The sequence below is a fragment of the Blastocatellia bacterium genome (assembly GCA_016713405.1).
Taxonomy (GTDB): Bacteria; Acidobacteriota; Blastocatellia; order Chloracidobacteriales; family JADJPF01; genus JADJPF01.
The window spans coordinates 263,776-283,506 of the sequence record JADJPF010000004.1; the positions used below are offsets into that span (position 1 = coordinate 263,776).

The following is a 19,731-nucleotide window of genomic DNA, read 5'->3' on the forward strand; positions in this document are numbered from 1 at the left end:
GTTAGCCTCCAAATTGTCTTAAGTGATGATCTATATGTAAATAACCCCATCTTTGCCAGTCAGAGTAAGCCATTTTACCAAAAATAGGGTGTTGCCAATTGGCAAAGTCTGAAGAAGTGGAAAATACTTCTGTAAGCTCTTTTAATCTTTGTTTATCTCTTTCAAATTCCTTGGGTTTAGTCCCACCTTGCAATTGATCTAACTCAGGACGGGTTTTAACCCCTTTAGGCCAAGGTATTGGTACTTGTAATGCTACCCATTTGACTAGGGTTCGAGTAAAAATATTATCAGCAGGAACAAATTCTTTTTTACCCATTACTGCTTCAAATGAGTCTGATAAATGGCAAAACATTTGATTAACATTCATTTTTCCCCATTGGCGTTGTGCATTTGAAGGGAGCTTTTCTAGTCGTTTTAATACTTCTGCTTTATCTTCTATATTTTCTAAACTTTTCATCTAGCCTTTTCCTTTTTATTTAGCTTTGAGCGAAACCGCCGTACTTTTGCTAAATTACCACAAACTTGCATATCGCACCATTGACGCATCTTATTTTTACTACTGTCTTCAAATAACCAACAACATCCATTTCCTTGACATTCCCGTAACCTACTTAAATTAGTAGTAGTTAAAAAATCTGCCATAGAACCAGCTATGATCCAAAGCATTTTCTCTAGGGTAACTTTGTTGTATTGCCAAAGAAACTTTCCTTCTTTAAATATTAGTTCAAGATTACTATAAGATGATGATAAAACTTGGTTTAGTAGGGCTAGATCTAAAATGTTAGGTTGCTGATTACTAATAAGTTGTTTACAAATTCTATAAATAGCTTCTCGTAAGTCTAACGCTAGGTTGAAGATATGCTCTATTTTTTCTTTATTTTTCTCTAAACAGCTTTCTTCTAATAGTATTTGAATTTCATTTGCTGAAAGTATTTTAGTTAGCTGACACCATGCTAGTAAATCATAGTAATTTGATAACGTATCACCTTGTACGATATAATCACTAAATAAATTTTCTGGCGTGCTAAACTTTCGTCCACCAACAGTGTTAACAAAATCTAAGCATAATCGTCCGCCTATTAAATTTAATGATGAAACGGGTCTGTCTTTAAGATTCATAAAAATTAATTGTGTAACCAGTAAAATTAGTTTGACAGGTTACTAATATTATTTTATTGTGTAACCACTTAAAAGCAAATAGCTGGTTACATAAATTTGGCTAAGACAAAAGCAGTTTTAGAAAAGTATAAAAAGTATTCAGAATCAATATGTTACCAAGATAGTAACATTGAGTTTTAGTCTTTGCCAGTCAAACAAAGTTTTTTGCTAAAAATTTTATAGGATAAGGAAGAAACAAAATGTCAGAGATAAAAACAACTTTTGATGAATTACAAAGTCTTTATTATGGAAATGCTTTTCATGGCCCGGCATTAAAAGAAATTTTAGAAGATATAAATGCTACACAAGCTTTAGCAAAACCTATCCCTAATGCACACAACATTTGGGAACTAGTTTTGCACATTCTTGGCTGGAACAAAGTTTTTTTATTAGGACTTGAAGGAAAAATCCTTGATGTACCTGAAGACGGGGATTTTCCTATAATCAATGATACTAGTCAACAAGCTTGGCAAAAAACTCTTGTTCAGCTTAAAGAAAATATTGATGAAATGCTTGAAAAAATTTCAAAATTGTCAGAAGCTCACCTAGGCGTAAATATTCCAGGCAAAGACTATAATCTCCGTTTTGTAATAGGAGGGATATTTAACCATATTGTTTATCATAGTGGTCAAATTGCTTTATTAAAGAAAGCCTAGTGCTAGCGAGTAAGTAATGCTGGAGTGGCAGAAATTAGGTTTCTGCCACTTTTTATTTTTACAAGCTATTTTTTTGACCAATAAATTGAACAAGTCGCCAATTTAATAGCAATAGAAATGTTTTTATTTCTTTACTCAGCTATTATTTTAAGAAATATTTTTAATTCTTAAAAAGAGGGAATTGTATGAGTAAAGAAAATTTTATTACGGTATTAAATAACAATGATTTAGCCATAGGAAAAGCAAAAGTTATATCTATTGAAGGTAAACAAATAGCAGTATTTCGATTAGGTGAGAATAATTATCATGCTGTAGATAATCGTTGCCCGCATGAGGGTTATCCCTTAGTCCAAGGAACTATTACAGATTGCACTTTAACTTGTGATTGGCATAACTGGAAATTTAATCTTAATGATGGGCAATGTTTGCGAGGTGGCGAAGATGTTCGATCCTACAACACAAAAATTGTTGGTGAAAAGCTACAAATAGATGTTAGCGATCCACCAATTTTAGAGCAGCAAGAGATTTATTTTCAAAGTTTAACAAGTGCAATGGTGGAAAATGATGATTCTCGTGCAGCACGCGACATTGTTCGACTGCTAAAACTAGGTTTTGATGAAAAGAAAATTATTGCTGCAATTGCTTGTTATGGTGTGACTTATGATGGCGAAGGAAATGATTTTCATGGCTGGGATCATGGAATGGCTGTAATGGTTGATTGCGCTCGAATGTTAGATTATTACCAGGGTGTAGAAAAAGTTATCCCACTAGTACAAGCCTTAAGTGCTGTTGCTGAGACTCGGCTAAGACAAAAAAAACGCGATGTTCCTAAGACAACAACCCTTTCAACATATGAGTCTTTAGAAACTGCTAAAGCCGACTTTCTACATTTAGTGGAAACTGAACAAGTTATAGCGGCAGAAGCACTTTTTCACGCTTTTCTAGAACAAAACCCAAGTAAAGAAGAAATAAAATCTTGGCTATTTCCTACTGTAACAAGTCATTTTTTAAGTTATGGGCATCGTCTAATTTATTTAGTAAAAGCTTTTCAACTTTTAGATATCATTGCTTGGGATTATGCTAAAGAAATTCTACCTATCCTAGTCCCAACAATAATTTGGGCAACACGTGAAGACCGCCTTCCTTATATGCGTAAATTCCAATCACGGCTTAATAAAGTAGATTTTAAAGAACTTTTTGCACTTCAACAAAATGCTAATGCTGATTTTAATGAAGAAGAATTTTGCAAAGCTTTGCTAGATGGTTCATTAGATGAGACTTTTAATGTTGTAGACCAAGCCTTAAATAGTGGTGTACCAATGATAAAAATAGCTCAAGCAATTGTTTTGGCTAGTGCAGAACGCTGTTTGCGCTTTAACATTGCAATTGATCAAAATCGCAGCATGGAAGAAGGTTGGTTAGATGTAACACATTGCTTTACACATGCCAGTGCAATTAGAGAAGCACTAGAAATTTATCCTAGTCCAGAACTACTACGAGGGCTTTATTTAGCTGCTCGTTTTGTACAATATACCCGTAAACCTAACCATGATGTTTTAGATTTACCTGCTAATGAACGAGAAAAAGAAGCTGATTTAAGCCAAAAACTAGATTATGAAAAGTTATCTACTTATACTGAAAAAGATTTGCTAGAGCTTTTAGTTAATCAAATAGATCAAAGGCAGCCATCATTAGCCCTAGAGACTACACGAGCCTATTTAGAGCTAGGATATTCTGACAGTAATTTACTTACAGAACTAATTAAATATACCTTAGCTGATAGCGCGGAAATTCCAATAATGCTTGCTCATACAATAAAAACAACTTTTGCGGCAATTGTTGAATATCAAGGACTTAAAGATCATCGGCTAAAAGTTCTACCATTACTAGCAGCTATTAGATTCTTGGCTGCACCAAAGCGGCAACGCTGGGCCTACTATAACGCCTTACAAGCAGTAGATTTTGTTGCTAAAGGGCAGGCTAAAGAATAGCTATAAATAATAATTAATGAGAATAACTACTAGATTAAAATTTAGTAGTTATTCTGGAGATTTTTGCTTATAAACTTTTTTATAGGTTTTGTAAAAATAAAAGGTTAAAAATTAATAGCTGCAAAATTGGTGTAAATTTTTTCTAATCAGCATTTCTAACTATCGCTTAATCACTAAATTTAGATTATACTTATCCACAACTGCACACAATTTTTGTACTTAATCCATTAACAAATCTGTTGTTTATCTTAAAATAGTTTGCTTTTGCAAATCTTATTTATTTTAGGGGCAATTGCTATGAGGTTACTACTAAAAATCTCTTTAAGTCTCTTTTTAAGTTTAGTTTTTTTTGTGATGCCAACCTATAGCCAACAACGTGTAGTTGTTCATAGATTAATTGTTAGTGTTATTTTACCTAATGGAATAGCTCCGCCTCAAGTAATTGAAGTTAAGATAGATTCTGAGCGCAATGGACTACCGCTATTAACAAAAACTTTAGTTAGGGAAACTCGAACAGATTTTACACAACTACCAAATGGTGAATATATTGTTACGGTTACGGCTGATAATGATAAGTACTTAGAAGCTTATACAGAACGTGTTTCTTTAAGAGGTTCATTTTCTATAACAAGGCAAATTAATGTATTAATGTCACCAAAAATAAAAATGGCAGGCGAAACAGTTGCACCAGGAACAATAGCCGCACCAGGAACAGTTAATGCTAATGCAGTTAATGAAGATATCCCAAAAAATGCTAGAAAAGCCTTTGAAAAAGGATTAACTAAATCTCAACAAGGTAAATCAGAGGACGCAATCAAAGCTTTTTCAGAAGCTATTAGATATTACCCTACGTATATTGATGCAATTAATAATTTGGCAGTAGAATATATGCAGCTTGCTCGATATGATGAGGCAACACAACAATTAGAAGCAGCCCTAAGACTACAACCTAATTTAGCTTTAACAAATTTGAATATGGGAATTGTTTTAGCAGAAAAGAAGAAATTTGCTGAGGCTAAAGAATACTTAAATAAGTCTATAGAAGCAGATTTTCGTAATCCATTAGCACATTTTCAATTAGGTGTTTGTGCCTTTCAATTGAAGGATTTGATGCAGGCACAAATGGAGTTTGAAACCGTTGTAACTAATGCAGCCCAAAAAATTCCACTATCTAGACTTTACCTTGCAGAAATTTATAAACGTAGCTCTCGATCAACAGATGCAGTTGTTCAGCTAGAGAATTTTCTTAAGGAAAATTCAGCAGATAATCCTTACACCCAAGTAGTAAAAGAAGAACTAGCAAAACTTAAAAAAACTAATTAACTACAGAGTTTTTTCTTAACATTAAAATATTATGCGCACCCGTTGGGCCTTTTGGGAACATTTTGCTATTATACTTAAGGGTTTAACTATTGGTATACTCTGTTAAATATACCGAGTCATTAACAAGCGGTCATGAAGAGTAAAGCCCATTTTTTTATAAAGCTTTATTGCTGCAACTCTTTTTTGCTCGACTTCTAAATGGATAGCTTTGACATCTTGGCTTTTACACCATTCTATAGCAAGTTCAACACAAGTTTTTCCAACACCTTTTCCCCTAGTAGCAGGCAAAAAATAAATCTCGTCTAAAAATGCGTCTCTGCCGCCATATTCAAGGCTAAAGCTAAGTGTAACAATAAAATAGCCCTGAATAGTTTGTTTTTCTTCAATCACCCAAACCTTGCCCCAAGTAGGGTTATTGATTAATAAAGACAAGTTTTTAGCCGACTTTTCGCTAGAAAAAGGATAGTTATCTTCTTTATAGTAGATTTCCGTGATAACAATAATTGAATTAATATCTTTAATTGTTGCATCACGGATATTTATTTGCATAAGGTTAGAAAAAGCTTAGAAATTAAACATTAAATCTAAAATTAATAATATCGCCGTCATGAACTATATATTCTTTTCCTTCTAGGCGTAATTTGCCTGTTTCGCGACATTTTGCTTCGCTACCTAAAGCAATAAAGTCTAGGTAAGCAACGACTTCAGCACGAATAAAACCACGCTCAATATCTGAGTGAATTTTTCCTGCGGCACGTTGGGCATTAGTTCCACGTCTAATTGTCCAGGCGCGGCATTCATCTTCACCTGAGGTTAAAAAACTAATTAGGTCTAAAAGTTCATAAGCACTACGGATAAAACGATCGCGGGCAGGTTCAGAAATCCCTAAATCCTTTAGGAATTCACCTTGTTCTTCAATAGGCAGTTCGGCTATATCCATTTCTGCTCTACCACACATAGTAATTAGTTTATAGCCATTATCTTTAGCATATTGTTCAACTTCTAAGGGAATTGCTTGACCAATTTGGTCTTCAGATAAATTTATTAACAACATTACAGGCTTTTGGCTTAAAAATCTAAAACCTGCTAGCATTTGCCATTCTTCAGCAGAAAAATCTAGTGAACGCAGGGGTTTTTCTTCATCAAGAGCCGCCTTGCATTGTTCAATAATTTCTTTTTCCCTTGGATTAGCTTTTTCCTTTTTCATTTTTGCTAAACGGTTTTCTAAAGGAATTAAGTCAGCCAAAATTAGCTCTATATCAAAATTTTTAATGTCTCTTAGCAAATCAGCAGGTTGTTCTATTAAAGGATTTTCAAAGCCACGAACTACATGCACTAAAGCATCTGCTTCGCGCATTTCTGCCACTAGTTTTGTGTCTAAGCCAGATTTAGCTGCTTCACCCTGTGGGCCAGCTACATCAACAAAGTTCATTTCTGCAAAAACTTTTTTCTTAGGTTTATAAATTTTTGCTAGCTCTTCAATTCTTACATCAGGAACTTTAATAATTCCAATATTAGCTTTATCTTTGCCACCATAACCGCCAACTTCAGCTTTTAACCCAGTTAATGTATTAAAAACAGTGGTTTTACCTGAACCAGCAAACCCAACAATACCAACTTTCATAAAAAACTATACCTCTTTATTTAATGAACGTAGGTCGCGTCCTGTCATATCAGCAGGCTGAACGATACCTAACATTCCTAGTAATGTAGGAGCAATGTCTTCCAATGCTCCATTTTCTCTTAATTTACCGTGAAAACCTGGGTCAACATATATTAGGGGGACTGCATTAGTAATTGTGTGTGCAGTGTAGGGTTGACCTGTATCATAATCTATCATTTTTTCTGCATTACCGTGATCTGCTGTAATAATCGCCCGTCCACCGACTTTAAGTAATGCTCCAATTATGCGCTCTAAACATTTATCTAGTGTTTCAACTGCTTTAATAGCTGCATCCAGTATACCAGTATGACCTACCATATCAGCATTAGCAAAATTAACAATAAAAACATCTGCTCCACCATGCATAATTTCATGACAAAGTGCGTCAGTAACAGCTAACGCGCTCATTTCAGGTTTTAAGTCATAGGTTGAGACTTTTGGAGAGGGAACTAATATTCGCCTTTCACTAGGAAAAGTTTGTTCCACTCCACCATTAAAGAAAAATGTCACATGAGCATATTTTTCTGTCTCAGCAATTCGCAAATTACGCAAATTATTTGCAGCAAATATTTCAGCTAATATGTTATGCACGGTTTGAGGAGCAAAGGCTATTGGCAGTGGGAAAGTAGCATCATATTGAGTCATACAAACATAATGTATTTTAGGGGCCGCGCCTCGCTCAAAATCGCTAAATTCTGCTTGTGTTAGTGCGCGTGTAATTTCACGGGCCCGGTCTGCTCGGAAATTAAAAAATATTACGCTATCACCATCTTGAATTTTAGCCACAGGAGAGCCATTTTCTTGAGTTATAACAATAGGCTTAATAAATTCGTCTGTAATGTGTTCTTGATAAGATTCTTCAACTGCTTTAATTGGGTCTTGAGCGTGCTTTCCTTCGCCATTGACCATCATTTTATAAGCTTGCTCAACTCTCTCCCAACGCTTATCACGATCCATTGCATAATATCGACCACAAATAGAAGCTAGTTTTCCAACGCCTATTTCATCTAATTTACTAAGTAACTCTGCAATATATCTTGCTGCACTATCTGGGGCAGTATCTCGACCATCAGTAAAAGCATGAATAAAAACTTTACTTAGGATATGATCTTTTGCCATTTTTATAAGCTCATATAAATGTGTTTGTAGGCTATGGACTCCGCCATCCGACATTAAGCCCATAAAATGTAATGCTCCACCTGTTTTATGAGCATGTTCTATGGCTTCAACTAAAACAGGGTTAGTAAAAAGTTCCCCTGTTTCTATTGCATGGTCAATTCGGGAAATGTCCATGCGAATAATTCGCCCTGCACCCATATTTAGATGTCCTACCTCGCTATTTCCCATTTGTCCAACTGGTAGTCCAACCCTTTGTCCATATGGGATAATTAAAGAATGTGCATAAGTTTCCCACATATGATCCCAGTAAGGTTTTTTTGCTAAATAAATAGCATTGCCTTCTGTGCGAGTCTCATAACCCCAACCATCTAAAATAATTAGTGCAACAGGTCTCATATTACCCCTTAAATAATTATTTGATTACTTCAAATTCAAAATAAAGGTTTTTACCCCGAATAAGATAACACAAATAAGACTCCCAAAAACGTCTTATAAATCTTAATGCAGGGTAGCGATTGCCACAATTAACTAAAAACTCTATGCCTAGGAAACGCCACAGTTTTAGCAAACTAACGTAAATTTTACGATTACGCATTGTTATATCGCTATAAAATTCAAATTCTGGGCGTTTTTCAGTAAAATACATAAATGATTCACAAGTAAAGTGATGTTTATGTGTAGGGTCACGAAATGAGCTAACATCTGTATAATGAGGAGTATCTAGCTTAATAATTGCTCCTGGTTTAGCAATTCTGTAAAGTTCACGCATCACAGCCAAAACATCTTGGACATGTTCAATTACTTGATTACCAACTATTACGTCAAATTCATTATCCTTAAAAGGATAAGGGAAAATATCTAAGTTATGAATTACATCTGCGTCTGTTTTAGGGTTACAATCTAGCCCAATGGCACCAGGGGTTTTATGCTTACCACAACCAATATCAAGTATGTTCATATCAAAAAAATATCTTTAAAACCTAAAAAGGAGAATAAATTTTATTCTCCTTTTTAACTAACTGAAATTACTTAGCTAAATTATAAAAGGCTTTATGGCCTAAATACTTAGCTGATTTTCCTAGCTCTTCTTCAATTCTGAGTAGTTGATTATATTTAGCTACTCTGTCAGTTCTACTAGCAGATCCTGTTTTAATTTGACCTGTGTTAAGTGCTACCGCCAAGTCAGCAATAAAAGTGTCTTCTGTTTCGCCAGAACGATGAGAAATAATCGTTGTGTAATTATTTACCTTAGCTAGTTCTACTGTGTCCAAAGTTTCTGTTAAAGTACCTATTTGGTTAACTTTAACTAAGATTGAATTAGCAACACTAGATGCAATACCACGTTGTAAGTATTCAGTATTAGTTACAAAAAGGTCATCGCCAACAAGCTGGATTTTCTTGCCTAATTCTTTGGTAAGTAGTGACCAGCCATCCCAATCACCTTCAGCCATTCCATCTTCAATAGAAATAATAGGGTATTGACGAACCCAATCGGCGTAAAACTCTACCATTTCGCTAGGAGAACGCTCAGATTTATCTGATTTTTTGAAAACATATTTACCATCATTATAAAATTCACTAGAGGCAACATCTAAGCCTAAAGCCATTTGTTCACCGGCCTTTAAGCCTGCTGCGTTGATAGCTTCAAGTATAACTTCTACTGCTTCAAGGTTAGATTTTAGACTAGGAGCAAAACCGCCTTCATCCCCAACACTAGTTACATAGCCACGTTTCTTTAAGCTTGATTTTAGAGCATGAAAAACTTCTGTTCCCCAACGTAGAGCTTCAGAAAAGCTACTTGCTCCTACAGGTAAAACCATAAACTCTTGAAAATCAACATTGTTATCTGCGTGTGCGCCACCATTAAGAATATTCATCATTGGTACAGGCAAGGTTCTTGCACCAGGGCCACCTAAATAACGGTATAGCGGAATTGCTAGTTCAGCCGCAGCAGCACGAGCAGCAGCCAAAGATACAGCTAAAAGCGCGTTAGCACCTAGGTTTGCTTTATTGTTTGTGCCATCTAAATCAAGCATAACTTGATCAATGCCAGCTTGATCAAAGACATCATGGTCATAAAGGGCTTGGGCAATTTTATTATTAACATTGTCAACGGCTTTTCTTACACCTTTACCTAAGTAACGTGACTTATCACCATCTCTTAATTCAATAGCTTCATTTTCACCTGTTGAAGCACCACTAGGGACGGCAGCACGGCCATGAGAACCAGTATCCAACTCTACTTCTGCTTCTACAGTAGGGTTTCCACGAGAATCTAAGATTTCACGGGCTAACACTTTTTCTATTCGGCTCATTAAATGATCTCCTCTTGTTTACCATAGATTTAGGAAGGAAGGCTATTTTATGTCAGATAGCAGTTATTCAGCAACCTACTTAGACCTAGACAAAATCTAGGCCCAAATGAGTTAAAAATGTTGTTGATTAAAAGAGATGTAAGAAAAGGGTTTATAAAATTTATTGACCTATGCAGTATGATGTAAGTGTTTTGCTACCCTCGTTTTACCTACATTATCATCGGCATCATCTTCTGTCCAGACAGATAAAATAGAGTTTTTAGCAAAACCAATTCTAGCCAGTTGACCAGTTTTTTCTAGTTCTGCAATGCTTTGAGCAATACCATCAAGAATAATTGCTAATGCGGCTTTGATGGGTTCATAGCTAATTTCATGATCTTTATAATGACGTGATAATAAAATATGGTATTGGTCAAACCAAGCAGGTGGACGAAGGCCCTTAACTTGTTGTTCATCCAATGAATGAGGCCATTTGCTTATTTGATCTTGGTTATTTTGGGTTGAGTCACACAAAGATATATATAGCGATGCTGCACCTGGGTCAATTTCACAAGCTAACCCTGTTAATGTTAAAGTTGGGTTTTCTTGGTGGAAGTTAGCTAGGATAGCTTCTATCACACGAAGAGCTTCTTGTTTTATGTCTGCTACGTTCATAAATTTAACCACCCAAAATATTTTTAGTTGTTATCAAAAAGTGGTGATTTTAAGCTAATCCAATCACTGAAAGCAACCGACCTACAGCACCCCTTGAAATTTCACCACGATAAGAAAAATAAAGATCCATTCGGCAAAGGGTGCAATCATTCCAAATAAAGATATTGTCTGACTTAATGCCACAATTAAGCAACTGTTCTTGGTTGGCTAGGCGTAAGTCCATGTGTGATTTGCCATTAGGTTGATGGTTATTAAATAATTTACTTCCATAGCAAGAAAACTCTGTTTCAAAAGCTTCTTTAACTTCTGGCCCAACTTCAAAACAACATTGTCCAATTGCTGGGCCAGTTGCAGCTAGACAATCACTAGGGTTACTACCAAAGTTTTTTACTAGTTGTTCAACGCTTTTTTCTACAATTCTTGCTAAAGTTCCTCGCCAACCTGCATGAATACCAACTATTGCTTGGTTTTTAGGGTCTGCTACCAGTACAGGTAGACAATCAGCAGTTTGTATTCCTAACAAAATATTTTTTTCATTAGTAAGTAGCGCGTCACAAGTCATAGGGGTTTGCTGAGCTTTTGATAAACTTGTTACTAAATTGCTATCAGCCGAGTGAACTTGTTTAGCTGTAACGATTTCATAATGCTGATCTGTATTTACATTTAATTTTATGGTAGATAAAAAACGCTTTCGGTTTTCTTTTACATTTTCTTGAGTATCAGCAGCAAAATGAGCTAAATTTAGCGCGTTTTCTGGTAGTGGGCTAACTCCACCAACACGAGTGCTAAAACCAGCTATAAACCCTGCTTTAGTTAAAGGGCTGCATTCAATAAACTTAACTCCAAGATGTGTTTTTATATTAAAATGTTGCATTTTAGGATAACTCCAAAGTATTGACTAAGTTAGCTGTTATTAGCTACGTCGCCAATCTGTACCATCTTTTGTATCTTGTAGGATTATTCCTTTTTCAGCTAAATATTTACGAATTTCATCAGCACGGGCAAAGTTTTTATTTTTTCTCGCGCTTAAACGCTCCTCAATTAGCTGTTGAATATCGCTATCTAAGATTTCTTCTTTATATTCTCCAAAAATTCCTAAAACTTGCTCAACACCTTTAATAAAGTCTAAAGCCGCTTGTTTATCATCTGCTAGCAAGCTTTCTGAGGCAATAGCCTTATTTATTTCACTCTCAAAAATTGCTACAGCGGCTAGTGCTGAAGAAGTGTTAAGATCGTCGTCCATTGCTGCTTCAAATTCTTGACGAGCTTTTTTTATTGCATAACTAACTTCTGAAGATGAACCAGGCAAACAATTGGTTTTATGAAGCCTACGTTGAAAATCCTGAAGTTTTTTAACTCGGATTTCATCGCCTTTTAAACCTTCTAAAGTAAAATTAAGTTGTTTACGGTAGGAAACAGAAATAAGCGAGTAACGAATAGCTAAAGGCTCAAAACCTTGTTCAATTAAATCTCTTACAGTAAAAAGCGGTTTTCACGCTTAGACATTTTCTGTCCATCAACCATTAAATGCTCTGAGTGTACCCAATATTTAACAAACGGCTTGCCCGTTGCACCTTCACTTTGGGCAATTTCATTTTCATGATGAGGAAAGATTAAATCTACACCTCCACAATGTAAGTCAAAACTTTCCCCTAAATAACGCATTGACATTGCAGAGCATTCTAAATGCCAGCCCGGACGACCTTCACCATAAGGAGTAGGCCAGCTAGGTTCATCCGCCTTAGCCGACTTCCAAAGTACAAAATCTCGTGCATCTTCTTTGTCATATTCATCTACATTGACACGTTTTCCAGCAATATTTCCTGAAAGTTTTGCACCTGAAAGCCTTCCATAACTATCAAATGCAGAAATGCGATAATAAACTGACCCTTCACTAACATAAGTTAACCCGTTTTTATCCAAGTGTTTAATTAACTCTATCATGTCGTCAATATGTTGTGTTGCAACAACAATTTTTTCTGGTCGTTCAGCCGCTAAAGTGTCAAAGTCTTCTAAAAATTTACTAGTAAATTCTTTAGTATGTTCTTGTAGTGAAAGTCCTCGCTCATTAGCACGTTTAATTGTTTTATCATCAATATCAGTAATATTCATTACATGTAAAAGCTGATAACCTTTATATTTCAAATAACGCCGCAAAACATCAACAAAAAGAAAAGTGCGAAAATTGCCTATGTGAGCAAAGTCATAGACTGTTGGGCCACAGTTATACATTTTTACTAAATTATTTTCTTGGGGCTGAAATTCTTCTTGCTGACGTGAGAGGGTATTGAAAAGTTTTAACATAATTGTGCCAGTTATCCTTTAGGTTTTTGTAAGTTTTTCTAACGGCTAAATTCAAGTAAATGGTTAGTTTAGATCTTGCTCAAGGCGGTTGACAATGATATTTGGCTAATATAGGCTAGGCATTTCTTATATTTTCCTAATATTTACATTTTTTTAGCTGGAGAATTTATGTCAGAAAACAAGTCTGAACAAGCCCGACTGATTGAATATTGTGTTGATAAAGGTGTTGCAATTATTCAACTTAATGATCCTCCTGCAAATACTTATAGTTATGAAATGATGCAGCAGTTAGATAGCGCAATTTTGCAAGCTAGAATGGATGAAAATGTCCATGTAATTTTGCTAAGAGGCGCGGGAGAAAAATTTTTCTGTGCTGGTGCAAATATCCGTATGCTAACGGAAGTTACACCGGAATTTAAGTATTATTTTTGCTTACATGCTAATGAAACCTTAAACCGACTTGAACAAACCCCAAAACTAGTAATTGCTGCCTTAAATGGGCATTGTGTTGGGGGAGGGTTAGAAGTTGCGCTAGCAGCAGATATTAGAGTTGCCCGACGTGGAGGCGGTAAAATTGGACTCCCAGAAGTTAATTTAGGAGTTTTACCTGGCACAGGAGGAACACAACGTTTAGCCCGCCTAGTTGGTAAATCTAAAGCTATTGAACTAATGGCAACAGGCCGAACAATGGATTTTGACGAGGCTTTAAGCTTTGGCCTAGTTAATGAAGTTTGGGACAGTGAAAACTTTTCTGAAAAAGCTTTAGCTTATGCTGCACAATTTACACCTCCTAATCGAGCTAGCAAAGCCGTAGGATTAATTAAACGTGCTGCTCAATCAGGCTTGGAAATGAGCTTTACCGAAGGCTTATCACTTGAAAGAGAACTCCAACAACGTTTATTTACTAGCGAAGACTCTAAAGAAGGCTTATCTGCCTATGTAGAAAAGCGCAAAGCAAATTTTCAAGGCAAATAACTAGTTAAATTAATGGAAAACATCACTTTAGTAAAAGAAAACAAAGTCGCCTGGCTTACCTTAAATCGTCCTGACAAGCTAAATGCTTTGGTTGGAACGGCACGCGAGGAAATTTTGGCTGCTTTAACTGATGCAGAGCAAGATCCACAAGTAAGAGCCGTTTGTATAACGGGAGCAGGAAAAGGTTTTTGTGCTGGTGGGGATATAAATTATATGGCTAGCTTGCAGGAAAATGATGATGTAGCTAGTTTTGAAAAACTTCTCTCTAGTGGTCGTCAAATTGTTACCAAAGTACAAAGTTTAGAAAAGCCAGTGGTAGCAATGATCAATGGAGTTGCTGCTGGGGCAGGCTTAAACCTTGCGCTTGCAAGTGATATTCGTATTGCAGGCGAGTCGGCACGTTTTAGCCAAGCTTTTATTAAAATAGGACTCCATCCTGATTGGGGCGGCACGTTTTTCTTACCTCGCTTAATTGGCACAGCCCGCGCTTGTGAAATGATTTTTACAGGCGATGTAATTAATGCTCAAACTGCTTACCAAATTGGCTTAGTTAATCAAGTTGTAGCAGACGCAGAACTAAAAACAACCACTGTTGCACTATTAGAAAAATTAGTGGCTCGACCTCAAAAAGCTTTAGCACTGGCAAAACGCGCAATCTATCAAGGTATTGAGCAAAATTTAGACTCAATGCTTAATTATGAAACTGCTGCGCAAAAAGAATGTTTTAGCTCAGAAGATGCTAAAGAGGGAATTAAAGCATTTCTTGAACGACGCGAACCGCAATTTAAGTAAGGATTACTATTTATGGCAATAAATTTTAATAGAATTTTGCCTAATCTCTATGTTGGGACTGTCCCAAAAACTTTTGATGATGTTGATCGCTTAATTCGTGAGGCCCGCGTTAGTGCTGTAGTCAATCTACAAACAGATGATGATTTTGAATGGTATCGAGTTGATTGGCCTAAAATAGAGCAATATTATTTACGTTGTAATATTGAAGCAAAACGCTATCCTATTAGAGATTTTGAACTTGAAGATTTAAGGGATAAGTTACCAGAATCTACAGCAATTGTTGATGAATTTGCTCGTCTAGGTCACATAATTTATCTTCATTGTACCGCAGGGGTTAACCGTTCGCCTACGGTAGCAATAGGTTATCTTTACCGCTACCTTGGTTATGACCTAGAAACCGCAATTCGCACAATGAAAACAGCAAGAGCTTGTGATCCTTTTATAGAGGCACTTTATTCTTGTAAATTTGATTAAGTTAATTGATTAAGGAAAAAGTTATGATTGAAGTTATTAGTGTATTAGGTGCCGGCACAATGGGACATGGAATTGCCCAAGTAGCTGCAATGGCTGGCTATCAAGTGTTTTTATATGACATTAAAGATGAATTTGTTACACGCGGCTTTGCTAGCATTAAAAACAACCTAGATAAAGGTGTAGAAAAAGGAAAAGTTACGGCTGAAGCCAGAGATCAAGCTATAGCTAAATTAACCATTACAACAGATTTAGCTATAGCTGCAAAACCTTCAAACCTAGTAATTGAAGCTGTTCCAGAATCTTTAGACCTAAAAAGAAGTATTTTTTCCCAACTAGATGAGCTTTCTAGCCCTAAAACAATTCTAGCTACCAATACATCTTCTTTAAGCGTAAAAGACATTGCTGCTGCGACAAAACGCCCTCAACTAGTGCTAGGAATGCACTTTTTTAACCCAGTTCATATTATGAAACTTTTGGAAGTTGTTCATACAGAAGAAACTTCTAAGGAAACCATTGACACAGTTTTAGAAATTAGCCGTCGTCTAGGTAAAGAACCAATTTTAGTAAAAGATAGTCCTGGTTTTGCTTCTAGTCGCTTAGGTATTACCCTAGGACTTGAAGCTATGCGAATGCTTGAACAAGGCGTTGCTACTGCCGCAGATATTGATAAAGCTATGGAACTTGGCTATAACCACCCAATGGGGCCACTAAAACTTACAGATTTAGTTGGGTTAGATATTCGCTTAAGTATTGCTGATTATTTGCATTCTACTTTAGGAAGTGAAGTTTTTCGCGCTCCTGAAATTTTACGTCAAAAAGTCGCTGAAGGAAAATTAGGTAAAAAAGTCTGGAGAAGGCTTTTATAAATGGTAGTTAAATAAATAATTTACAAATTTGATTTTATGGAGAAGTTTTAATGTACGAAAATATTATTTTAGAAATTCAAGACCAAATCGGGATTATTCGCGTTAACCGTCCTAAAAAACTTAATGCTCTAAACATCCCTACTCGTGAAGAAATCTTGTCTGCTCTAGCAGAACTTGGAAAAAATGCAGATGTCCGAGTCATCGTCTTTACTGGTACTGGTGACAAAGCTTTTATTGCTGGTGCTGATATTAGTGAGTTTGAAGGTCGCACTGCACTTGATCAACGTGCTGTAATGCGTGCAACACGTATGTTTGATTCTTTCTCAGAATTTCCTAAACCTGTAATTGCTATGATTAATGGCTTTTGCTTAGGCGGTGGTTGTGAAGCTGCTTTAAGTTGTGATATTAGAATTGCATCTGATAATGCAAAATTTGGACAGCCGGAAATTAATTTAGGCATTATTCCTGGTGGTGGTGGTACACAACGCTTAACCCGGTTAGTAGGCGAAGGTAAAGCAATGGAAATGATTTTAACTGGTGATATGATAGACGCTAACGAAGCTAAAGCTATTGGCCTAGTAAATCATGTTGTTCCACAGGCTGAACTAGAAGAATTTACAATGAAAATGGCTCGTAAAATTGCAGAAAAAAGCCCAGTAGCCTTACAAATGGGTAAAGAAGCTGTAAAAAATGCTTCTCGTATGAATTTACGCGAAGGCTTAGACCAAGAAATGATCTTTTTTGCTCTATGTTTTTCTAGTGCAGACAAAGAAGAAGGCGTAAAAGCTTTCTTAGAAAAGCGTAAAGCTGTTTTTACCGGAAAATAAATTTTTATTTCTAGGGAATAAATTAAGATTTATTCCCTAGGCTACAAACTATTCATAAGACTAAGGTAAATATCTATGAAAACAATTCGCATTGCTAATGGACAAGGATTTTGGGGCGATTCTTTAGAAGCTCCTGTACGTCAAGTTGAAGGCGGACATATTGATTACTTAGTGCTAGATTATTTAGCAGAAATTACTATGTCAATAATGCAAAAACAACGAACTAGAGATCCAAAAATGGGATATGCCCGCGACTTTGTGCCATTAATGGAAAGAATTTTACCTCAATGCCTGGAGCGAAATATCAAAGTAATTGCTAATGCAGGTGGAGTTAATCCGCGTGGTTGTGCTGAAGCAGTTGCAGCAGTAGCAAATAAGCTAGGTTTAGGTGATAAGGTAAAAATAGGTATTGTTGCAGGCGATGACATTATGGATAAGCTAGATGAACTTTTAGCTAGTAATGTTGAGCTACGCAATATGGAGACTGACGAACCGCTTTCCACAGTGCGACCAGAAATTCAAAGTGCTAATGTTTACTTTGGTGCTTGGCCTGTAGTTGATGCCTTAAAACAAGGTGCGCAAATAATAATAACAGGCCGATGTACTGACACGGGCTTAACTTTAGCACCAATGATTTATGAGTTTGGCTGGGCCGAAGATGATTGGGATAAACTAGCAGCAGGCACAATTGCAGGCCATTCAATTGAATGTGGAGCGCAAGCAACAGGCGGAAATTGCCAAGTTGATTGGGAAACAATTCCAGATCTTGCAAATATTGGCTATCCAATTATTGAAGCTAGTGAAGACGGCACCTTTTTAATTACAAAACATCCAAACACAGGCGGACGCATCACGCCAGCCATTGTTAAAGAACAACTTGTTTATGAAATGGGCGATCCAGTAAGCTATATTACTCCTGATTGTGTAGCTGATTTTACCACCATTCATTTAGAGGATTTAGGAGATGATCGCGTTAAGTTTTATGGAATTAAGGGCTATCCAGCAACAGAGCTTTATAAAGTTTCAATCAGCTATCAATCTGGCTACAAGGCTGTAGGGTCGCTAGTTTATGCTTGGCCGGATGCTTACAAAAAAGCAAAAGCGGCTGATCGCATCCTACGCGCTAGACTAGAAGCTTTAGGGCTAAAATTTGACGAGACATTAACAGAATTTGTTGGCGTAGATGCTTGTCACGGCTTACAACTTTCTGGTGAGCCAAGCAACGAAATAGCCGAAGTTCAGCTTCATAGGGGTTAGAGGCTCTAATAAAGCGGCCATTGAGCGTTTTACAAAGAGCTTGCACCACTAGTTTTAACCGCCACCTACTGTAACAGGTTTTGCAGGTGGTCGGCCTAAAGTTGAAGAAATTGTAGCCTACTGGCCCGCTTTGATGCCAAAGATGTATTAATCCAAGAGTAGAAATACTATAATAATACTATAATAAAAATTCCTGGGAAAAATCCAGAGTTTTTGGAAAGAATTTTAAACGGATCATCTTCTATGGCGTTAAACTAGAAGCGCAAAACTTTGCTAATCTCCATTAAATAACAGTTAGATAATAGATAAGTAGTAAATAGAGGTTTGAGCTATGCCGCACATAGGAGAACAAATAGGGCCCTATACCTTAGTACGTCAGCTTGGGAGAGGAGCTTTTGGATTAGTTTGGCTTGCAGAACGTCGCAGTGCTTTTGCTACTACCCAAGTAGCTATTAAACTAGCCTTAGATGATGAGCCAGATTTAGCTGCTATTGCTAAAGAATCCCAGCTATGGTCTAAACTTAGGAGCCATCCAAATATCTTACCTATTATTGAGGCTGATAAGTATGATGATCAGTTAGTTATCGTTAGTGAATATGCTCCAGATGGTTCGCTAGATACTTGGCTTAAGAAAAACAACGGTATAGCTCCTTCTATGGAATCTGCAATAGCTATGACAATGGCGATTTTAAGCGGGCTAGAACATTTACATAGCAAAGGAAAGTTGTTCATCGAGACTTAAAACCAGCAAATATTTTACTTCATGGTGATACTCCAAGACTTGCTGACTTTGGGCTAGCTAGAGTCTTAAAAAGCAGTATGCAAAGTGTTGGAATTGCTGGAACGCCTGCCTATATGGCACCTGAAGTTTTTAGTGGTGAACGCACTGTAGAATCTGATCTTTGGTCAGCAGGAGTAATTCTTTATCAAATGATTTCTGGACGATTGCCTTTTTCCACATCGATATAATGGCGTTAATTGGGGCAATAGGTCATCGAAATCCAGATTCTTTACCTGGTTATGTTCCTACAGAACTAGCCCAAATAATAATAAGAGCCTTACAAAAAGATGTAGCTAGTCGGTTTAGTTCTGCTGCTGAAATGCGTGCAGCTTTACAAAGTGTTGTTGATCCAAAACTTAGTGTTGCATTGACTTTAGTTGAAAAAGATGATAAAACTCTTATTAGCTTGGCTACTCGTCCTCGCAATGTTTTGGAAGAAACTGCTGACACGTTGCCAGAAATATTACCAAAAATAAAACACAGCAACCACCACATTTTAACAGTCGCTCAAACAACTTTACCACCAACAAAAGCAGCAAATGTTACAACTGTGGAGCAAAGGAAAATCTAATTACT

The 19,731-nt window shown here is 36.5% G+C and carries 19 protein-coding genes and 3 pseudogenes; 12 read left to right on the forward strand and 10 right to left on the reverse strand.

Features of this window, described 5'->3' with window-relative positions:
- Window position 1: 1 nt before the first annotated feature.
- Both IPK14_07455 and IPK14_07460 read right to left on the reverse strand, forming a co-directional pair.
- Window positions 2-457, reverse strand: coding sequence for a DUF1569 domain-containing protein (locus tag IPK14_07455; protein ID MBK7993258.1), 456 nt, complete (start codon window positions 455-457; stop codon window positions 2-4).
- Window positions 454-1,119, reverse strand: a complete 666-nt coding sequence (locus IPK14_07460) for a CGNR zinc finger domain-containing protein (GenBank protein ID MBK7993259.1) — start codon at window positions 1,117-1,119, stop codon at window positions 454-456. The genes IPK14_07455 and IPK14_07460 overlap by 4 nt, the downstream gene beginning before the upstream one ends.
- A gap of 239 nt (window positions 1,120-1,358) precedes the next feature.
- Here IPK14_07460 and IPK14_07465 point away from each other — a divergent pair, with 239 nt between their 5' ends.
- The 3 genes from IPK14_07465 (at window position 1,359) to IPK14_07475 (ending at window position 5,128) form a co-directional block, all read left to right on the forward strand.
- Complete coding sequence (locus IPK14_07465; protein ID MBK7993260.1) at window positions 1,359-1,814, forward strand: DinB family protein; 456 nt, start codon at window positions 1,359-1,361, stop codon at window positions 1,812-1,814.
- 185 nt (window positions 1,815-1,999) lie between these two features.
- Window positions 2,000-3,805 (forward strand): Rieske (2Fe-2S) protein, encoded by a 1,806-nt coding sequence (locus IPK14_07470; protein ID MBK7993261.1) that lies wholly within the window; start codon window positions 2,000-2,002, stop codon window positions 3,803-3,805.
- Window positions 3,806-4,102: 297 nt separating this feature from the next.
- Window positions 4,103-5,128 (forward strand): tetratricopeptide repeat protein, encoded by a 1,026-nt coding sequence (locus tag IPK14_07475; GenBank protein MBK7993262.1) that lies wholly within the window; start codon window positions 4,103-4,105, stop codon window positions 5,126-5,128.
- Window positions 5,129-5,230: 102 nt separating this feature from the next.
- Here IPK14_07475 and IPK14_07480 read toward each other — a convergent pair whose 3' ends face one another.
- From IPK14_07480 to IPK14_07515, 8 genes and pseudogenes are all read right to left on the reverse strand, one after another.
- Window positions 5,231-5,677, reverse strand: a complete 447-nt coding sequence (locus tag IPK14_07480) for a GNAT family N-acetyltransferase (protein MBK7993263.1) — start codon at window positions 5,675-5,677, stop codon at window positions 5,231-5,233.
- A gap of 22 nt (window positions 5,678-5,699) precedes the next feature.
- Window positions 5,700-6,752: a redox-regulated ATPase YchF gene (gene ychF / locus IPK14_07485; GenBank protein MBK7993264.1), complete on the reverse strand. Its 1,053-nt coding sequence runs from the start codon at window positions 6,750-6,752 to the stop codon at window positions 5,700-5,702.
- Between the two features lie 6 nt (window positions 6,753-6,758).
- A complete protein-coding gene (locus IPK14_07490) occupies window positions 6,759-8,306 on the reverse strand; it encodes a 2,3-bisphosphoglycerate-independent phosphoglycerate mutase (GenBank protein ID MBK7993265.1) in 1,548 nt (515 codons plus the stop codon).
- A 16-nt stretch (window positions 8,307-8,322) separates the two neighbouring features.
- Window positions 8,323-8,868, reverse strand: coding sequence for a class I SAM-dependent methyltransferase (locus IPK14_07495; protein ID MBK7993266.1), 546 nt, complete (start codon window positions 8,866-8,868; stop codon window positions 8,323-8,325).
- A gap of 67 nt (window positions 8,869-8,935) precedes the next feature.
- On the reverse strand, window positions 8,936-10,225 hold the full coding sequence (gene eno, locus IPK14_07500; protein MBK7993267.1) for a phosphopyruvate hydratase: 1,290 nt from the start codon (window positions 10,223-10,225) through the stop codon (window positions 8,936-8,938).
- Between the two features lie 168 nt (window positions 10,226-10,393).
- The gene (locus IPK14_07505; GenBank protein ID MBK7993268.1) at window positions 10,394-10,879 is read right to left on the reverse strand and encodes a hypothetical protein; all 486 of its coding nucleotides are present in this window, start codon (window positions 10,877-10,879) and stop codon (window positions 10,394-10,396) included.
- A gap of 49 nt (window positions 10,880-10,928) precedes the next feature.
- Window positions 10,929-11,753 (reverse strand): peptidoglycan editing factor PgeF, encoded by an 825-nt coding sequence (pgeF, locus tag IPK14_07510; GenBank protein MBK7993269.1) that lies wholly within the window; start codon window positions 11,751-11,753, stop codon window positions 10,929-10,931.
- 39 nt (window positions 11,754-11,792) lie between these two features.
- Window positions 11,793-13,186 (reverse strand): annotated as a pseudogene (locus IPK14_07515) (cysteine--tRNA ligase).
- A 165-nt stretch (window positions 13,187-13,351) separates the two neighbouring features.
- Here IPK14_07515 and IPK14_07520 point away from each other — a divergent pair.
- The 9 genes and pseudogenes from IPK14_07520 to IPK14_07560 all read left to right on the forward strand — a co-directional run bounded on the left by IPK14_07520 (window position 13,352) and on the right by IPK14_07560 (window position 19,726).
- A complete protein-coding gene (locus tag IPK14_07520; protein MBK7993270.1) occupies window positions 13,352-14,158 on the forward strand; it encodes an enoyl-CoA hydratase/isomerase family protein in 807 nt (268 codons plus the stop codon).
- A gap of 12 nt (window positions 14,159-14,170) precedes the next feature.
- Window positions 14,171-14,950 carry an enoyl-CoA hydratase/isomerase family protein gene (locus tag IPK14_07525; GenBank protein ID MBK7993271.1) on the forward strand — a complete coding sequence of 260 codons (780 nt, stop codon included), beginning with the start codon at window positions 14,171-14,173 and terminating at the stop codon, window positions 14,948-14,950.
- Between the two features lie 12 nt (window positions 14,951-14,962).
- The gene (locus IPK14_07530) at window positions 14,963-15,424 is read left to right on the forward strand and encodes a dual specificity protein phosphatase family protein (GenBank protein ID MBK7993272.1); all 462 of its coding nucleotides are present in this window, start codon (window positions 14,963-14,965) and stop codon (window positions 15,422-15,424) included.
- A gap of 23 nt (window positions 15,425-15,447) precedes the next feature.
- Window positions 15,448-16,297 (forward strand): annotated as a pseudogene (locus IPK14_07535) (3-hydroxyacyl-CoA dehydrogenase family protein).
- 43 nt (window positions 16,298-16,340) lie between these two features.
- Window positions 16,341-17,117 (forward strand): enoyl-CoA hydratase/isomerase family protein, encoded by a 777-nt coding sequence (locus tag IPK14_07540; GenBank protein MBK7993273.1) that lies wholly within the window; start codon window positions 16,341-16,343, stop codon window positions 17,115-17,117.
- A 75-nt stretch (window positions 17,118-17,192) separates the two neighbouring features.
- Window positions 17,193-18,525 (forward strand): annotated as a pseudogene (locus IPK14_07545) (DUF1446 domain-containing protein).
- A 180-nt stretch (window positions 18,526-18,705) separates the two neighbouring features.
- The gene (locus IPK14_07550; GenBank protein MBK7993274.1) at window positions 18,706-19,116 is read left to right on the forward strand and encodes a protein kinase; all 411 of its coding nucleotides are present in this window, start codon (window positions 18,706-18,708) and stop codon (window positions 19,114-19,116) included.
- Window positions 19,117-19,127: 11 nt separating this feature from the next.
- Window positions 19,128-19,343, forward strand: a complete 216-nt coding sequence (locus tag IPK14_07555) for a protein kinase (protein ID MBK7993275.1) — start codon at window positions 19,128-19,130, stop codon at window positions 19,341-19,343.
- Window positions 19,343-19,726 (forward strand): hypothetical protein, encoded by a 384-nt coding sequence (locus tag IPK14_07560; GenBank protein ID MBK7993276.1) that lies wholly within the window; start codon window positions 19,343-19,345, stop codon window positions 19,724-19,726. The genes IPK14_07555 and IPK14_07560 overlap by 1 nt, the downstream gene beginning before the upstream one ends.
- Window positions 19,727-19,731: the final 5 nt, after the last annotated feature.

What these genes read in the sequence shown, in the direction of transcription:
- IPK14_07495 (MBK7993266.1), bottom strand. Translation starts at nt 8,868, where the DNA reads ATGAACATACTTGATATTGGTTGTGGTAAGCATAAAACCCCTGGTGCC.
- IPK14_07475 (MBK7993262.1), top strand. Translation starts at nt 4,103, where the DNA reads ATGAGGTTACTACTAAAAATCTCTTTAAGTCTCTTTTTAAGTTTAGTT.
- pgeF (MBK7993269.1), bottom strand. Translation starts at nt 11,753, where the DNA reads ATGCAACATTTTAATATAAAAACACATCTTGGAGTTAAGTTTATTGAA.
- IPK14_07525 (MBK7993271.1), top strand. Translation starts at nt 14,171, where the DNA reads ATGGAAAACATCACTTTAGTAAAAGAAAACAAAGTCGCCTGGCTTACC.
- IPK14_07530 (MBK7993272.1), top strand. Translation starts at nt 14,963, where the DNA reads ATGGCAATAAATTTTAATAGAATTTTGCCTAATCTCTATGTTGGGACT.
- IPK14_07520 (MBK7993270.1), top strand. Translation starts at nt 13,352, where the DNA reads ATGTCAGAAAACAAGTCTGAACAAGCCCGACTGATTGAATATTGTGTT.
- IPK14_07540 (MBK7993273.1), top strand. Translation starts at nt 16,341, where the DNA reads ATGTACGAAAATATTATTTTAGAAATTCAAGACCAAATCGGGATTATT.
- eno (MBK7993267.1), bottom strand. Translation starts at nt 10,225, where the DNA reads ATGAGCCGAATAGAAAAAGTGTTAGCCCGTGAAATCTTAGATTCTCGT.
- IPK14_07470 (MBK7993261.1), top strand. Translation starts at nt 2,000, where the DNA reads ATGAGTAAAGAAAATTTTATTACGGTATTAAATAACAATGATTTAGCC.
- IPK14_07560 (MBK7993276.1), top strand. Translation starts at nt 19,343, where the DNA reads ATGGCGTTAATTGGGGCAATAGGTCATCGAAATCCAGATTCTTTACCT.
- IPK14_07550 (MBK7993274.1), top strand. Translation starts at nt 18,706, where the DNA reads ATGCCGCACATAGGAGAACAAATAGGGCCCTATACCTTAGTACGTCAG.
- IPK14_07455 (MBK7993258.1), bottom strand. Translation starts at nt 457, where the DNA reads ATGAAAAGTTTAGAAAATATAGAAGATAAAGCAGAAGTATTAAAACGA.
- IPK14_07460 (MBK7993259.1), bottom strand. Translation starts at nt 1,119, where the DNA reads ATGAATCTTAAAGACAGACCCGTTTCATCATTAAATTTAATAGGCGGA.
- IPK14_07465 (MBK7993260.1), top strand. Translation starts at nt 1,359, where the DNA reads ATGTCAGAGATAAAAACAACTTTTGATGAATTACAAAGTCTTTATTAT.
- IPK14_07490 (MBK7993265.1), bottom strand. Translation starts at nt 8,306, where the DNA reads ATGAGACCTGTTGCACTAATTATTTTAGATGGTTGGGGTTATGAGACT.
- IPK14_07505 (MBK7993268.1), bottom strand. Translation starts at nt 10,879, where the DNA reads ATGAACGTAGCAGACATAAAACAAGAAGCTCTTCGTGTGATAGAAGCT.
- ychF (MBK7993264.1), bottom strand. Translation starts at nt 6,752, where the DNA reads ATGAAAGTTGGTATTGTTGGGTTTGCTGGTTCAGGTAAAACCACTGTT.
- IPK14_07480 (MBK7993263.1), bottom strand. Translation starts at nt 5,677, where the DNA reads ATGCAAATAAATATCCGTGATGCAACAATTAAAGATATTAATTCAATT.